At 62.1% G+C, this 15,376-nt stretch carries 12 protein-coding genes; all 12 read left to right on the forward strand.

Going from position 1 to position 15,376, the window contains the following annotated elements; all coding sequences use genetic code 11:
• Positions 1 to 21: 21 nt before the first annotated feature.
• Positions 22 to 1,731, forward strand: a complete 1,710-nt coding sequence (locus tag AACY42_RS18865) for a DUF2138 domain-containing protein (RefSeq protein WP_339481542.1) — start codon at positions 22 to 24, stop codon at positions 1,729 to 1,731.
• A complete protein-coding gene (locus AACY42_RS18870; RefSeq protein WP_445261537.1) occupies positions 1,716 to 2,375 on the forward strand; it encodes a DUF1175 domain-containing protein in 660 nt (219 codons plus the stop codon). Before AACY42_RS18865 ends, AACY42_RS18870 begins: the two co-directional genes overlap by 16 nt.
• The gene (locus AACY42_RS18875; protein ID WP_339481591.1) at positions 2,372 to 6,940 is read left to right on the forward strand and encodes an alpha-2-macroglobulin family protein; all 4,569 of its coding nucleotides are present in this window, start codon (positions 2,372 to 2,374) and stop codon (positions 6,938 to 6,940) included. The genes AACY42_RS18870 and AACY42_RS18875 overlap by 4 nt, the downstream gene beginning before the upstream one ends.
• Before the next feature lies 1 nt (position 6,941).
• Complete coding sequence (locus AACY42_RS18880; RefSeq protein WP_339481543.1) at positions 6,942 to 8,561, forward strand: DUF2300 domain-containing protein; 1,620 nt, start codon at positions 6,942 to 6,944, stop codon at positions 8,559 to 8,561.
• A 3-nt stretch (positions 8,562 to 8,564) separates the two neighbouring features.
• Entirely contained in the window at positions 8,565 to 9,389 is an 825-nt protein-coding gene (locus AACY42_RS18885) for a YfaP family protein (RefSeq protein ID WP_339481545.1), read from the forward strand.
• 345 nt (positions 9,390 to 9,734) lie between these two features.
• On the forward strand, positions 9,735 to 10,313 hold the full coding sequence (locus AACY42_RS18890) for a YjfI family protein (RefSeq protein WP_339481547.1): 579 nt from the start codon (positions 9,735 to 9,737) through the stop codon (positions 10,311 to 10,313).
• 22 nt (positions 10,314 to 10,335) lie between these two features.
• Complete coding sequence (locus AACY42_RS18895) at positions 10,336 to 11,034, forward strand: PspA/IM30 family protein (protein WP_339481548.1); 699 nt, start codon at positions 10,336 to 10,338, stop codon at positions 11,032 to 11,034.
• Between the two features lie 315 nt (positions 11,035 to 11,349).
• On the forward strand, positions 11,350 to 12,384 hold the full coding sequence (locus AACY42_RS18900; RefSeq protein WP_339481549.1) for an ion channel: 1,035 nt from the start codon (positions 11,350 to 11,352) through the stop codon (positions 12,382 to 12,384).
• Positions 12,371 to 13,030 (forward strand): DUF2491 family protein, encoded by a 660-nt coding sequence (locus tag AACY42_RS18905; RefSeq protein WP_339481550.1) that lies wholly within the window; start codon positions 12,371 to 12,373, stop codon positions 13,028 to 13,030. The genes AACY42_RS18900 and AACY42_RS18905 overlap by 14 nt, the downstream gene beginning before the upstream one ends.
• A 15-nt stretch (positions 13,031 to 13,045) precedes the next feature.
• A complete protein-coding gene (locus AACY42_RS18910; RefSeq protein ID WP_339481552.1) occupies positions 13,046 to 13,474 on the forward strand; it encodes a DUF350 domain-containing protein in 429 nt (142 codons plus the stop codon).
• A 19-nt stretch (positions 13,475 to 13,493) separates the two neighbouring features.
• The gene (locus tag AACY42_RS18915; RefSeq protein ID WP_339481554.1) at positions 13,494 to 14,195 is read left to right on the forward strand and encodes a DUF1190 domain-containing protein; all 702 of its coding nucleotides are present in this window, start codon (positions 13,494 to 13,496) and stop codon (positions 14,193 to 14,195) included.
• Between the two features lie 12 nt (positions 14,196 to 14,207).
• Entirely contained in the window at positions 14,208 to 15,365 is a 1,158-nt protein-coding gene (locus tag AACY42_RS18920; RefSeq protein ID WP_339481555.1) for a glutathionylspermidine synthase family protein, read from the forward strand.
• The last annotated feature ends 11 nt before the right edge of the window (positions 15,366 to 15,376 follow it).

Raw genomic sequence — 15,376 nt, forward strand, 5'->3', positions numbered from 1 at the left:
GATGAACAGGCCCTTGTGAATATGAGCGACAACACTGCTTCCTCGACCACGCCGACACCTGTCGCCAAACCTGTACGCCGCTGGCCGGTGATACTGATCGGGCTGTGCCTGGTCGCAGGTGTCGCCGCCGGGTTGGGCTGGTTCATGAACAAGCCCAAGGCGCCGCCCATGGAGTTGGCGTTGGAAAAACTCGGCGTGAGCCGTCCCGACGGCTTGCTCGAGGCCCACTCCCTGAGCCAGTTGCCCAAGGACCTGTTGGCAGTCCCATTCCTCAAGGCCACGCTCACCGAGGACTTCGTCTTCTATTACGAGGCCCATGCTGACCGTCTCGGGCTGATCGGCAGCCTGCGCCGGATCATCTACGAGCACGAGCTCAAGCTGCAGGACAGCCTGATCGAAGAACTTTTCGACCAGCCGGCCGATGTCGCGCTGTGGCGCGGTGCGGACGGTCGCCTCAAGGATTTCCTGCTGGTGATGGATCGCGGTGGTCTGGCCAAGGTCCTGGAACCGTTGGCGAAAGTCGCCTTGGACGACACCCAGTTGAGCAAGCTCGGTGACCTGAAGGTTGGCGGCGATGAAGTTGGGCTCTACCAGCTCAGTTATAACGCCAGTAAATCCCTGGTCTTCGCCTCCCATGGCGACAAGCTGGTCGTGCTCTCCAACCCGACCAAACTCTACGACCCAGGCAATGGCCCTACCGATGAACCCGGCATGGTCTCGACCCAGGCCCTCGAAGCACTGCTGGCCGGTGAAAAACTGTTCCCCGAAGCCTTCGGCCTGCCGCCCAAGGCGCCAGAGGTCAAGCAGCGCATCTCGGTCAACGCCAGCGTGCTCGCCATGGGCTACCAGCGTTTCATCCCGAACTTCGCCGGCTTGCGTTTCGACATGGACGACAACGGCTGGCACAGCTTCCTGGCGATGGACGAACAGGAAAACCAGCCGGACTTCGACGTCAAGCCGATCTGGCAAGCCATGCCCATGGGCGCCAGTGCCTGTGTGGCCTTGCCCCTGGCCGCCGAGCAGCACAAACCCTTGCTGGTAAAACTGGGTGCCGACGAAAAAACCGCCCAGGCCATGGTCGACCATGTGGCCGGCGCCGCGGGTCTGTGCTGGTACGCCGATTCGCGCCTGTACACCCCGCTGCTGGTGGCGAGCCTGAATGACGACGACGGCAAGCTCGACGCCGACCTGGGCAACCTGTTCGGTTCGATGGTCGGCGCCTATGAAAACAACGTCGCCGACCATGCATTCCCGGTTGTCGAGAAACAAGCAGGCTCGACGCACCAGTGGCTGCGTCAGGTCAGCTCCAATTTCGGCCCCTACCTGGCCAAGGACGCTGAGCAACCCGAGGCGATTACCGGCAAGGCGTTCCTGCGGGTGAGCCTGGCGCGCCACGGTTCGACCTTGCTGTTCTCCCTCGATGACAAACTGGTGGACAAGGCCCTCGGTACCCTCGACAAACGCTTCCCCCCCATGGCCGACGTGGTGCCCAAGGACCTGCTGATGCCGGTCTACTTCGGCCCGGAGTCCATGGCGCAGTTGATGCAGCGCGAAACCCTCGACAGCTTGCCCCAGGACATGGAACCGGTGTTCTACAACGCCGCGCAAACCTACCTGATCCCGAAACTGCGCACCCTTGGCGGCTACGGCAAATACGCCCTGACCTTGCCTGAAGGCAGCGAGCCGGACGGCCACTGGCAGTGGCTGCCGCTGGAATGGAAAGCGCTGTGACAGCACTGATCCGCAACCCCGCATTGATGCTGCTGCTGGCATTACTGCTCGGCGGGCCTGCGTTTGCCGGCGAGGCACCGGCATTGGATGTGCAGCAATCCAAGGTCTTTCGCGCCTGGTTCGTGCGCATCGCCCAGGAACAGCTGAGCAAAGGCCCGAGCCCGCGCTGGTATCAGCAGGACTGCGCCGGGCTGGTGCGCTTTGCCGCCAACGAAGCGCTGAAGGTCCACGATGAAAAATGGCTGCGCAGCAATGGTCTGTCCAATCGCTACCTGCCGCCGGAACTGCCGCTCAGCGATGCGCAACGGCGCCTCGCCCAGCAGTGGCAGCAGGGCGGCGGCAAGGTCGGGCCCTACGTCAACGCGATCAAGCTGATCCAGTTCAATAGCCGTCTGGTGGGCCGGGATGTCACCCAGGCCCGCCCCGGCGACCTGATGTTCTTCGATCAGGGTGACGACCAGCACCTGATGATCTGGATGGGCCGCTACATCGCCTATCACACCGGCACCACAACCCCTACCGACAACGGCATGCGCTCCGCAAGCCTGCAACAACTCATGAACTGGAAGGACACCCGATGGATACCCGACGCAGCCAACCCCAACTTCATCGGCGTCTATCGACTCAACTTTCTCTCCCAATGACCGGTGCCCGCATGCTGCGCTTGTGTTCAAAATTGCCCCTGCTGTTTGCCTTGTTGCTGGCACCTGTCGTAAATGCCGAAGATACGGTGGAGCCCAGCGGCTACACGCCGGTGTCCGGTGAAAGCTTCTTCCTGCTGGCCGACAGCAGCTTTGCCAGCGACGAACAGGCCATGGTCCGCCTCGAAGCGCCGGGCCGCGACTACCGTCGGTTCCGCATGGAGCCCTACGGGGGCGCCGATATCCGCGTCTATCGCATCGACAAACCGCTGGATTTCCTCAAGCGCCAGAAGAACCTGCACCGCGTGGTCAGCGATGGCCAGTTCAAGGGCGAAGGCCTGTCCAACACCCTCGCGTACCTGTGGGACAACTGGTATCGAAAATCCCGTCGCGTGATGCAGCGGGCGTTCTCCTACGAGTCGCGCCAGCAGGTCACCGAAGAAGTGCCGGAACTGAAGATTGGCAATGCCCTGGTCGCGCCAACACCGTACGACGCTCCAGCGCAATTTTCCTTGATCCCCGGTTTGCCGGTGGTCAGCCAGTTCCGCTACCCGTTGTGGCAGGCCAAGCCGATCCAGCCGCCGGCCGGGGTCAACCTGGCGGGTTCGTCCAGTCAGTTTGTCAACGTCGCGCCGGGCAACGTCTATGTGCCGTTGGGCCAGTTGAAGCCAGGCCTGTACCTGGTGGAAGCGCTGATCGGCAAATACCGCGCAACGACCATGGTCTTCGTCTCCAACACCGTGGCCGTGAGCAAGATTGCCGGCGATGAATTGCTGGTCTGGGCGGCACGCAAGCATGAAGGGCGTTCGGTGCCCAAGGTCAACGTGCTGTGGACCGACGGCCTGGGCGTAATGAGCAGCGGTGCCACCGATGAAGACGGCCTGCTGCGTCTCAAGCACGTCAGCCCGGAGCGTTCGTTCGTCATCGGTGAAGACGAGGAGGGCGGGGTATTCGTCTCGGAGAACTTCTACTACGACAGCGAAATCTACGACACCAAGCTCTATGCGTTCACCGACCGGCCGCTGTACCGGCCGGGGGATTGGGTCTCGCTGAAAATCGTCGGTCGTGAGTTCAAGAATGCCCGTGATTCGGTGCAACCGACTGCCGCCGACGTCAATGTCAGCGTGCTGGACGCCACCGGCACCGAACTGCAAACCCTGGCCCTGAAGTTCGATTCCAACGCCGGCACCCAAGGCCGTTTCCAATTGCCGGAAAACGCCGTGGCCGGCGGCTATGAACTGCGCTTCAGCTACAAGGACCAGCTCTACAGCAGCGCCTTCCGTGTCGCCGAATACATCAAGCCGCACTTCGAGATCGCCCTGAACCTGGCCAAGCAGGATTACCGCACCGGCGAGCCGGTCAAGGGTAACCTTGTGCTGCTGTACCCGGACGGCAAACCTGTGGTGAATGCCACGGTGAGCCTAAGTCTGCGCGCCCAGCAACTGTCGATGGTCGATAACGAGCTGCAATACCTGGGGCAATTCCCGGTCGAGCTGACCAGCAGCGAAGTGACCACCGATGCCAAGGGCAACGCGACCCTCGACCTGCCTGCCGCCGACAAGCCGAGCCGCTACACGCTCACCGTGTTCGCCAGCGATGGCGCGGCGTATCGGGTCAAGACCACCAAGGAAATCCTCATCGACCGTGGCGCGGCGAATTTCCGCCTGAGTGCTCCCCAACGGTTCAGCGCCGCCGGCCAGAAGGTGTCGTTCAGCTACGCCAATGAAGGCGGCAACGAACAAGCCAAAGCCGTGACGCCAGGCAGCTACGCCTGGGTGCGCCTGGAAGACCAGAGCACCGGAGAAGGCAAGCTGGCCGCCAAGGACAAGGGCTTCAGCCTGACCTTCGAGCGTCCCGGCACCTACAACCTGACGCTCAAGGACGACCACGGCCGGGCCATTGGCGCCGCCGCCCATGCGGTGACCGGTGAAGGCATCAAGGCCGTGCCGGGCACTGTCGAGATTGTCTTCGACAAGCCTGAATACAAGACCGGTGACGAAGCGCTGGCGCTGATCACCTTCCCGGAGCCGGTCAGCGATGCGCTGCTGTCGCTTGAGCGGGACAAAGTCGAGGCCACGGCGCTGCTGTCCAAGGGCGGCGACTGGCTGAAGCTGGAAAAGCTCAGCGACACCCAATACCGCGCGCGCATTGTCGTGAAGGATAACTTTGCGCCCAACCTGACCTTCTCGGTGCTGTACACCAAGGGCGGCCAGTACAGCTTCCAGAACGCTGGCATCAAGGTGATCACACCGCAGATCGATGTTGCTGTCGTCACCGACAAAGCCACCTACCGCCCGGGCGACACGGTGACCGTGGACCTGAGCACCCAGTTCGCCGGCAAGGCGATCCCGGCGCACCTGACGGTCAGCGTGGTGGACGAAATGATCTACGCCCTGCAACCGGAAGTGGCCCCGACCATCGATCAGTTCTTCTATCACCCGCGTCGCAACAACGTGCGCACCAGTGCCAGCCTGTCGTTCATCAGCTACGACGTGGCGCTGCCAGGCAGCCCTGGCGCGCCGGGCAAGGCCAATCGTAGTGAACGCGGGGTCAAGGTGCTGGAACGGCCGCGCCGTGAAGACGTCGACACCGCTGCCTGGCAGCCGGAGCTGGTCAGCGATGCCAGCGGCAAGGCCCGCTTCACCTTCAAGATGCCGGACTCCCTGACCCGCTGGCGCATCACGGCCAAGGCGATTGCCGACGACGGCCAGGTGGGCCAGAAGAAGCAGTTCATCGCCTCGGAAAAACCGCTGTACCTGAAGTGGAGCGGCCCGACCCGTTTCCGCACGGGCGACAAGCCGCAACTGGGCCTGTTCGCCTTCAGCCAGTCTGAAAAACCGCTGAAGAGCGAGCTGCTGATCCGCTACGCCGGCGCTGAGCAGCGCATGGTGGTGGACCTGAAAAACGGCATCAACTACGTGGCGTTGCCGGCCTTGGAACTGAGCAGCGGCGACTTGAACGTGCAGTTGCAATTGAACGGCGAAACCCAGGACGCCCTGGCCCTGCGCTTGAACGCCAGCGGCAACGGCTGGCAAGTCACCCAGAACCAGCGCCTTGATGTGACGAGCGGCGACACCCCGCTGACCCTGCCGGCCGACGCCAGCGATATTCGCTTGCGTCTGGATGACAGCCCGCAAGCGTTGTTTCGTTCGGCCCTGGATGACCTGCTGAGCTACCCATACGGTGGCGTCGAGCAGACCGCCAGTCGTCTGTTGCCGTTGAGCATTGCCTATCCGACCCTGGCATCGAACCCGAAGATCCGCGACCGCTTACGGCTGATCATGCAAAACAGCCGCTTGCGCTTGGTGCAGATGGCCGGCCCCTCGGCGAGCTTCACCTGGTGGGGCCAGGACGGTGAGCCGGATGCCTTCCTCACCGCCTATGCCTATTACGCCGACTGGCACGCCAGCAAGGCCTTGGACCTGAGCCTGCCGCCGGAGCACTGGCAGCGGGTGCTAGAGGTCTACGCCAAGCAGGCCGGTGATACGCCACTGCTGCAACGGGCGCTGATCCTGTCGTTCGCCAAGCAGATGCAGTTGCCGGTGAACACCTTGCTCAGCGGTTTGATGGATGATCTGGCGAAAGCCAGTGAAGGCAGCACCGAGAGCGTGCTGGACAGCGGCGAAGACAGCCTGGTCATGTATGCGCCGGATTCTGCCCTTGGCCTGGCCAGCGCCCGTGTCCTGACCGCATCCCTGGCGAAACAGGCCAAGGTGCCGTTGCCGGCGGCCTTCAGCCTTCAAGCCGATGCAGCGCAACAGCAGCTGGAACTCAGCTCGCAGCCGTTCGTCGAGGCCCTGGTGTTGTCGTTGCAGAGCTTTGATCAGGCTCGCGCCACTGCATTGCTGGAGCGCGTGTTGCCGCAGCAGTCCACCCTGGAGCGGGCCCTGGCTTTGACCTGGTTGCAGCGCAGCATCGAACAGGCGGCGCCGGCCGTAGCCCTGGCGCCGGGCGAAGGCTGGGCAGCCAAGCAGGGCGCGACCGGTGAAACCTACTGGCAGTGGCAGGGCGCGCAGCTTCCAACGATGTTGACCCTGACTGGCGCCCAGGAGCGTCCATTGCAAGCGGCACTGAGTTTCCAGAGCCAGCAACCGCCGGTAGCGCCGATGGCCGTGTCCATCACCCGTCGTCTGTCGCGTCTGGTGCCGGGTGACGAGGCTTTCACCTTCAAGCTCGAAGCCGTGGGCAACAAACCATTGTCCAGCGACAGCCTTTACCTGGATGAAGTGATCATCAACAGCAAGGCCCCGACGCCGCTGCGCTACGGCATGCTTGAAGTGCCGCTGCCGCCAGGCGCCGACGTGGAACGCACCACCTGGGGCATCCAGTTGCAGGGCAAGGCCGGCAGCGAGCCGACTTCCCTGGAAAAAGCACGCTTCGAGCCGGGGCAGATGGCTTATGCGGTGCCGGTGGATGCCCTCAGTGGCGAGCTGCGCCTGCGGCACTTGGTACGCTTCTCCCAGAAGGGCCAGTTCACCTTGCCACCGGTGCGTTTCACCCAGGTCTATGCGCCGCAACATCAGGCGCGGGAACAGAAACCGGCGCTCGGTCAGGTCACGGTCAACTGATATGCGTTGGCGGCTGGTTGGGTGGCTGTTGTGCTTGATCCCTGCGCTGGCAACAGCGCAGGACGAGCCGTTACGCCTGGCCTTCGACGGTCAATTGCTGCAAGTGAGCCAGACCCGGGTGCTGGATCGCCAGCCGCTGCCCGACACCTTGCAGGCGCCACTGGGCAGTCTGTGGAAGCTGTTTGTCTACGCCTGGCTGGTGGACACCGACGCTCGCGAGCCGGTCTATGAGTGCCGCGGCGAATCGAAGGAAGAAGTCTATTGCTGCAACGCCGGGCAGCGCATCGGTCGTGACCAGGCACTGGTGAAGTCCTGCGGCCTGTACTTCGAGCCGCAGCGGCTCGGGCTGTCGGCCTCGACCTGGCGCGATTACTGGCAGGCCCGTCAGGCGCCGGCCTGGTTGTTGGATCTGCCGGCCTTGCAACCCCAGACGCCAGTGCCCGTCGGGCAATTGCTCAAGGCCCTGGCCACGCTGCCGGCCCAGGACCAGGCCCGGCGGGTGCTGCTGGATGTAGTGCTCAGCGCGGCGGACGGGCGGCTGGTCGGCGAGTTGGGCAGTCGCCTGCGGGTCAAGACCTGGAGCTGGCTGGGTGACCAGGGGCCTTCCTCCCGACAGGGCGGTTTCGCCGGTTGGTTAGCCGATGGCACCCCGGTGTGGGCGGGTGGTCGCGGTACCAGCCAACAGGTCCTGAAGGTCTACGGCGAAGGTTTGGCGACGGCATTGCCGTCTCGCTGGCCGGCGCAAACCGGGCGTTGCGTGGAAGTCGGCCTGTTTGCCCGTTATCCGTTGCAACGGGTGATGACCGATGACCGGCCTGCCACGCCGGGTCAACTGCGCGGTGATTACCGCGTCGAGTTCACGAATGGCAACCAACTGGATATCCACAGCGATGGCGAGCTGTTCCTGATGTCCGGCAAGCTGGTGGCGCGCCTGGATCGGGAGGAATACGTCGCCCGGGTCTTGCAGCGCGAAGCCAAGGCCGAGCCTGCCGAAGCGGCCAAGGCATTGGCTGTGGCGATCCGCACCTATTTGCTGCAGAACGCCCAACGCAGCGGTGATTGCCTGAGCATCGACGACAGCAGTCATCGTCAGCGTGTCGCGCCACGCCCGGCGACACCGCAAACCCGCGCCATTGCCGCCTGGACCAGCGACCTGGTCCTGGCCGGCGCCGATGTCACCTACCACTCCGACCAGTCTGGCCCGGACAAACTGTCCTGGGCGCAAGCAGTGGAACAAGCCAACGCCGGCCAACGCTACGACGCCATCCTGCTGCATGCCTACCCACGTGCCAGCCTCAGCCGCTGGGACAACCCGGTGGCATCCTGCGAAGCGCTGCCCGCCGCCCAGAACTGGTTGCTGAAGCAGCGCCGGGGCTGGCGTGAACGGCTGGAAAGAGAAGTGGGCTACAACGAAATCAGCACTTTCGCCGTCTGCCGCGTTGCCTTTGGCCGGCCTTATGTCGACCGCGAGCGCCAGCGCATCTATGTGCGCGGCGTGCGGTCGCTGCAGGATCGTCTCGACCTGACGCATGAATATTTGCACCTGGCCTTCGAAGCTCATCCCAACGGCCAGGACGAAACCTATATCGAAGGGCTTGCCCGTCACCTCTTGCTGGAATAGACCATGACACTCCGTTATCCACAGGTCTTGCTGTTGCTCTGCGCCCTGACCGCGTTGCCACCGGCCGTGGCCGCCGACGCCCTCAAGCTCGACACGCCGATCGGCGGCTGGCGCAGCGGTGCGCCGGGCGGTGAAGGCGAAAGTTTCAGCCAGACCGTCAACTACCCGGCTTCGTCGGTCAACACGCCTGCGGGTCAAGCCAGTACCGCGCGCATTACTGGACAGATCAAAGGTGCGCCCAAAGGCAGCAACGCGCCAGGCCAACTGATCGTCAACGGTGTCAGCCTGCCGCTCAAGCTGGATGAGGAAGGTCGCTTCGACCGGCCATTCTCGTTCCCCAACGGCAGCAACAGCGTTGAAGTACGCAGTGCCGATGGCCAGCAGCGCCACCGCACACAATTTCTCAACACCAGCGGCGGCGCCACACCGGCCAAGCTGCGGGTGTTGCTGACCTGGGACAGCGACGGCACGGACCTGGACTTGCACTTGGTCACGCCCGATGGCGCCCACATCTGGTATGGCGACCGTGCAGTCGCCAACGGCGGCGCCCTCGACGTCGACGTCACCACCGGCTACGGCCCGGAAATCTTCGCCATGCCCGCGCCGATCAAAGGCCAGTACCTGGTGTACGTGAACTACTACGGTGGCGGTTATCGCAGTGAAGAAGGCAGCGAGGGCGGTGGCGAGCAGGCACAGCAAGCGCTGACCACCGCGAAAGTCACCGTGATCACCGAAGAAGGCACGCCGAACGAGAAGATGGAAACCTTCGTCGTGCCGATGAGGGCGGTGGGCGAGCTGACGTTGGTTAAAAGCTTCAGCTATCCGTAAGCAACCCTTGCTCCCGCTGGGCTTGTGTAGGCGCTGCCGCAGGCTGCGATCTTTTGATCTTTCGCTTGAGACTCAAGTGTCTGGGGAAAAATCGCAGCCTCGTTGCACTCGACAGCGCCTACGGTGTGTTTCTTGGGAGTATTTGTGACAAAAAATCTCACGCGTGAGCTATTGTGAGGTCCAGAAGTTACCTGTAGTGTTTCTCACGCGTGAGTTTTTCACAGTGGGGTCAGTACCATGCCAACCAGCTCTCCATCAGATCCGCCAGACGGGTCTGTGACCGATTCAGCGAGCCGCACGGGAGAGCGCGCCAAACCCTCCGCGAAAAAACCGTCGAGCTTCTACATGAAGCAGATGCGCGCGGGCCTGAGTGCCGCCGGGTATGTGAAACACGAGACTTGGGTGCTTCCCGAAAACCGAAGCCTGCTCAAGCAAATGGAGAAACAGCTACGCCAACCGATTCTGGCTGGCTCATTCATGTCGGAGGATTACATGAGCGCAGGTAACAACTGGAACATCGATCGCCTCTACAGCGCCCTTCAGGCCCTGGAAGTGGTCGCGAACGACATCACTCTCTCTCTCGTTCAAGGCTCCGAGTCCAGCATCAAGCTGGAAATGAATGACTTCGGTGGCTTGCCGATCTACATCGCAGTGGTGGGCGACCAGATCATCGTCGATACCGTCCTGGTGGACGTCGAGTCGATCAACGACGTCGCGGCATTCAATGACGCCGTGCTGCGCAGCCGGGAGATGTTCCCCCTGTCTTCCATCGGCATCGAGACCATGCCCAACGGACAGGTCGTCTACAACATGTTCGGTGCGTTGGCCTCCGACTCTAGCCTGACCAACGTCGTCACCGAGGTCAAAACCCTCGTCGACAACGTCCAGCGCGCCAGCGAAGCCTTCGAACGCTTTTTCATTTAATTCGCCGAATAGGAGCCATCCAATGACTCAGTCCATCTGGAGCAAGTTGTTCACCGCACTGCGTGGCGGTGCCAACGAAGTCGGCGAATCGATCGTCGACCAACAGGCCCTGCGTATCCTTGACCAGGAAATTCGCGATGCCGACAGCGCGCTGGCCAACGCCAAGCGTGAGCTGGTCACCATCATGGCCAAGCACAAGCTGGCGACTGATCGCGTCGGCGAATACAACGCCAAGATCAACGACCTGGAAGCCAAGGCCCTGGCCGCGATCCAGGCCAACCGCGAAGACCTGGCACTGGAAGTGGCCGAAGCTATTTCGACCCTGACCAACGAACTGGACGCCGAGCAGAAGCACGCGACCGAATTCGGCGGTTACGCGGACAACATGCGCAAAGACATCACCAAGGCCGAAAGCCGGATCAAAAGCCTGCGTCAGCAAGTGGACATGGCCAAGGCCCGTGAAAGCGTGCAGAAGGCCCAGGTCAGTGCTTCGATCGCCAGCGGCGGCGCCAATGGCAAGCTGGAAACCGCCGTCGGTACGCTCAACCGCCTGCAGGCCAAGCAACAGCAACGTGCCGCTGAGCTGCAAGCCCAGGACGAACTGGCCGAGGCTTCGACCGGCTCCGACCTGGAGCGCAAACTGCGCGACGCCGGCATCACGTCGAACGAAGGCAGCGCCAATTCGATCCTGGAGCGCCTGAAGAAAAAATCGGCTGAGTGATCGGTACGCGCACACCGAACCCGTGCTCCCGCTGAACGTGTAAGCGCTGGCGAAGCCTGCGATCTTTTGATCTTTCGCTTGAAATTCAAGTGTCTGGGGAAAGATCGCAGCCTCGCTGCGCTCGACAACTCCTACACAGCGCTTACGACCCAGCGGGAGCACCCGTGTCCGACACGCCACGGATTTAATTGTGGTACAGGTACTTTTATCCAAACCCCGCAACAGGTTTAATGCTATCCGGCCACTACGCTCGAGCCCTCGGGCGCCAGAGCGATGATCCCGCCAGGAACCAAACCCCACAGAGTCAGGGACGAAATGTCGATTTTCCTATTGTTGCGCACGTACGCGGCGTCCTTTTTCCATCGGTTCGGCTGGGCGGGCCTGAGCATCGCGTTGGGCGTGCACCTGGCCACGGCCTGGATCGGCCTGGTGCTGCTGGGCGAGCAACACCTCATCAGCGCCGCCACGTTTATCTACTTCTATCTCACCACCACGCTCACCGTCGGCTATGGCGATCTGTTGCCACAGACATCCGCTGGGCGAATTTTCGTGGCGACCTGGATCATGCTCGGGGGCATTGCCCTGTTGACGACGGTCATCGGCAAAACCACCAGCAGCGTCATCGATGTATGGAGAAAAGGCATGAAGGGCAAAGGCGATTTCACCGGCAAGGTCGGCCACACGGTTCTCATTGGCTGGGAGGGCGCCCCCAGCGAACGGGTCATTGAGTTGCTGCTGCAGGACGAAACCTCCAATGACAACCTGATCGTCATCTGCGATTGCGATCTCGAAGAAAACCCCATGCCCGGCAAGGCATCGTTCATCAAGGGCGACAGCCTGTCCGCCGTCGCGCTGTTGCAGCGTGCTGGCGTGCCTGGCGCCGAGCGTGTGCTGGTGCGAACCCATTCCGACGACCTGACCCTGGCCACAGTGCTGGCGGTCAATCAATTGGGGCCGGTCGGGCATGTGGTCGCGCACTTCAATGACAGCGAAATCGCCGCCCTGGCCAGCGCTTACGCTCCCAGCCTGGAATGCACCTCCAGCATGGCCATCGAAATGCTGGTGCGCGCCTCCCAGGACCCGGGCTCGTCAGTGGTCATCAATGAATTACTCTGCGTCGGTCAAGGCGCCACCCAGTACCTGATGAAGCTGCCCGAGGCATTTGAAGCAACGTTCGGCGACCTGTACGCACGGATGAAAGAACAGCACAACGCTACGCTGATCGGCTACCGCGCCAAAGGTGCCCAACAACCGTCGATCAACCCGCCCGGCGCTACGCGCGTCGTGGGCGGCGAACTCTTCTACATCGCCTCCGCGCGTCTCAAGGAAATTTCCCATGGGGTGGTTTAAACGGTTGATGGGGCTTGAAGCCCCGAACGCGAACACCGCCAGCCATGGCGCGCCCATCACCGGGCCCCTGGGCCTGGCCTCCGGCAAGCAGATCATGTTCGACGCCACGCTCAAGTTGTTGCTCGACGGCAACAGCGCCGTGGTCATCCCGGGTTCCCAACAGATCTGGAGCCTGGGCGTCGTCGACCTCGGGCAGTCGAACTGGCTGTCGCGCTGCTACATGAACGATGAAGACTACTGGCTGCAAGTGCACACCAGCGGCGATATCGCCGGGCAGGTCGAGTCGGTGATCCTGTTCAACTACCTCAGCTACGTCACGATCAACAGTGAAGCGCAATTGCGGCGTCTGGCTGGCCCTGAAAGCCTGATCGGCCTGCCGACCTACACCCACAACGGCGTCGAGTACACCCGCGAATGGGGCACCGAGGCTGGCCAGACAGAATTGGTGGCGTTGAGCGAGCGCGTGAGCAATCCGGATGAGTCCTACAGCGTCGAGCACCGTTCGATGCTGTACGCCCGCGACACCGGTCTGACGGATCGCCGGGAGTTCCTGCTGTTCTCCGTCGAAGAGGACGCAGAAGGCGCCGTCGCCCTGAGCACTTCGCTGGGCATTTCGCTGTACATCACTGACCTGAACACTTTTTGAATAAGGAAGAAGTCCATGCTTGAAGCACTCTCCATTTCCCTGAACAAAGCCGCCGTGCTTGGCTTTGTCATGTACATTCTTGGCGCCGCCGTGCTGTTCGCGCTGTTCCAGTTCATCTACACCCGCGTCACGCCGCACAAAGAGTTCGAACTGATTCGCTCGGGCAACGTGGCGGCGGCCATCGCCCTGGGCGGCGCTGTCATCGGTTTCGCCATCCCGGCCAGCAACGTGATTGCCTACTCGATCAGCATGCTGGACTTCGTTGTCTGGGCGGTGATCGCCGCTGTCGTCCAGTTGTTGGCGTTCCTGGTGACCAGCCTGGTGCTCAAGGGCGCTTCCGCGCGCATCAAGAACGGTGAAATCGCCGCCGGTATCTACATCGCTGCCGTGGCCATCAGCGTCGGCATGTTGAACGCCGCGTGCATGACGCCTTCCTCGAACTGATTGCGCCACGGAGAACCCGATGAAACGAAGCAAGTACGTTCAGCTTTCGCTGGCCGCGTCGGTCGCCCTGGCGATATCCGGCTGCGGGCCAACGGAAAAAACCTACAAGTTGCAGAAGAAGTACAACTTCCAATCCGTCCAGCAATGTGTCGATGAAAAACTGCCGGTGGACATTTGCGCCGACGCCTACATGACCGCCATGGCCGAGCATCGTCGCGTTGCGCCGACGTACGTCAGCCAGGCTGATTGCGATGCCGACTTTGTCCCCGATTGGTGCCAGCAGGACTCGTCCGGTCAGTTCATCCCCAAGCTGGGCGGTTTTGAGCTGAGCGCCGATGGCGAGGTCACGCAATCCCAGGTCGACGCCGCCCGGGCGCAACTGCCGGCTTCGGAAGCGAACGTCGGTGGTTCAGGCTTCGGCAACCTGCTGACCGGCATGCTGATCGGCAATATGTTGAGCGGCAACCGCAACAGCTATTACTCGGAGCCGGTCTACCGTTACCGCGACGATCGCGGTGGCTATGGCTCCTCGACGCTCAGCCAGCGGGTTGCCAGGGGCTCGACCTTTACCAAGTCCAAGCAGGCGCGGTACGGCAGCTACACCGACTCCATCAAGAGCAGCAAGCCGATGTCCGTCTCGTCCTCCACCTCTCGCGGTGGTTTCGGCAGCAAGGCCAGCGCCCGCAGCGGTTGGGGCGGTTCGAGCAGCTTCGGCGGCTGAGGAACGAGGGCCATGAAGAAGATCCATTGCGCAGAACGGCATGACTGGAAACAGACCGCCGAGCAGCTCGGCTTTCTGTTCCACACCATCGACGGCGAACCCTATTGGGACGAAAGCGCGTACTACCAGTTCACCCTCAAGCAGATCGAGGAGGATCTGGAAGACCCGACCACCGAGATCCATGAGATGTGCATGGACCTCGTGGCCCGCGTGGTCCAGAGCGAAGAGTTGCTGGAACGCCTGAGCATTCCCGCGCCGTTCTTTGACCTGGTGCGCACTTCATGGCTCGAAGGCCACCCGCACCTGTATGGGCGCATGGATTTCTCCTACAACGGCAGCGGCCCCGCCAAGCTGTTGGAACTCAACTACGACACGCCGACCAGCCTCTACGAGGCGGCGGCGTTCCAGTGGGGCTGGCTGGAGCAATGCATCGAGCGTGGTGTGCTACCGGCCCATGCCGACCAGTTCAACAGCATCGACACCAAGTTGCATCAGGCCTTTGCCCAGTTGCAGCTCAAAGAGCCGTTTTATTTCGCCTCGATGAAAGGCTCGGTGGAAGACAAGGGCACCACAGACTACTTGCGCTTGATTGCGGAAAAAGTCGGCATTGAATCGCGGCACATCGATCTCGAAGACATCGGCCTCAACAGTGATGGGCGTTTTGTCGACCTGGAGGAGCGCTGGATTCCTCACCTGTTCAAGCTGCATGCCTGGGAGTTCATCTTCCACGAGCCATTTGGCGCCGCGATTGCCGAGTGTGATACGCAGTTTTTCGAGCCGGCCTGGAAGTCGATCATCTCGAACAAGGGCATCCTGCCGCTGTTGTGGGCGTTCAACCAAGGCCACCCGAACCTGCTCGCGGCCCATCTGGATACCGACACGAGCAAAGCGGTGCCCAAGGGCTGGGTGCGCAAGCCGTTCTTTTCCCGCGAAGGCGCCAACATCGAGCTGCAGACCGCTGATGGCCTGATCGTGAAGGAAGACGGCCCGTACACCGACGCACCGTTCATCCTCCAGGAGTTCGCGCCGCTGCCGAAGTTCGACGACAGCTACACGCTGATCGGTTCCTGGGTCATCGGCGACCAGGCTGCCGGCATTGGCGTGCGGGAAGACAACAGCCTGATTACCAAGGATTCAAGCCGGTTTCTGCCGCACCTGATCCTCGATTGATTCTCCCTCCA

The sequence above is a fragment of the Pseudomonas sp. RL_5y_Pfl2_73 genome (assembly GCF_963970515.1).
In the GTDB taxonomy this organism is placed as follows: Bacteria; Pseudomonadota; Gammaproteobacteria; order Pseudomonadales; family Pseudomonadaceae; genus Aquipseudomonas.

Coding starts and splice junctions, on each gene's coding strand:
- AACY42_RS18865 (WP_339481542.1), top strand. CDS start 22: ATGAGCGACAACACTGCTTCCTCGACCACGCCGACACCTGTCGCCAAA.
- AACY42_RS18870 (WP_445261537.1), top strand. CDS start 1,716: ATGGAAAGCGCTGTGACAGCACTGATCCGCAACCCCGCATTGATGCTG.
- AACY42_RS18875 (WP_339481591.1), top strand. CDS start 2,372: ATGACCGGTGCCCGCATGCTGCGCTTGTGTTCAAAATTGCCCCTGCTG.
- AACY42_RS18880 (WP_339481543.1), top strand. CDS start 6,942: ATGCGTTGGCGGCTGGTTGGGTGGCTGTTGTGCTTGATCCCTGCGCTG.
- AACY42_RS18885 (WP_339481545.1), top strand. CDS start 8,565: ATGACACTCCGTTATCCACAGGTCTTGCTGTTGCTCTGCGCCCTGACC.
- AACY42_RS18890 (WP_339481547.1), top strand. CDS start 9,735: ATGAAGCAGATGCGCGCGGGCCTGAGTGCCGCCGGGTATGTGAAACAC.
- AACY42_RS18895 (WP_339481548.1), top strand. CDS start 10,336: ATGACTCAGTCCATCTGGAGCAAGTTGTTCACCGCACTGCGTGGCGGT.
- AACY42_RS18900 (WP_339481549.1), top strand. CDS start 11,350: ATGTCGATTTTCCTATTGTTGCGCACGTACGCGGCGTCCTTTTTCCAT.
- AACY42_RS18905 (WP_339481550.1), top strand. CDS start 12,371: ATGGGGTGGTTTAAACGGTTGATGGGGCTTGAAGCCCCGAACGCGAAC.
- AACY42_RS18910 (WP_339481552.1), top strand. CDS start 13,046: ATGCTTGAAGCACTCTCCATTTCCCTGAACAAAGCCGCCGTGCTTGGC.
- AACY42_RS18915 (WP_339481554.1), top strand. CDS start 13,494: ATGAAACGAAGCAAGTACGTTCAGCTTTCGCTGGCCGCGTCGGTCGCC.
- AACY42_RS18920 (WP_339481555.1), top strand. CDS start 14,208: ATGAAGAAGATCCATTGCGCAGAACGGCATGACTGGAAACAGACCGCC.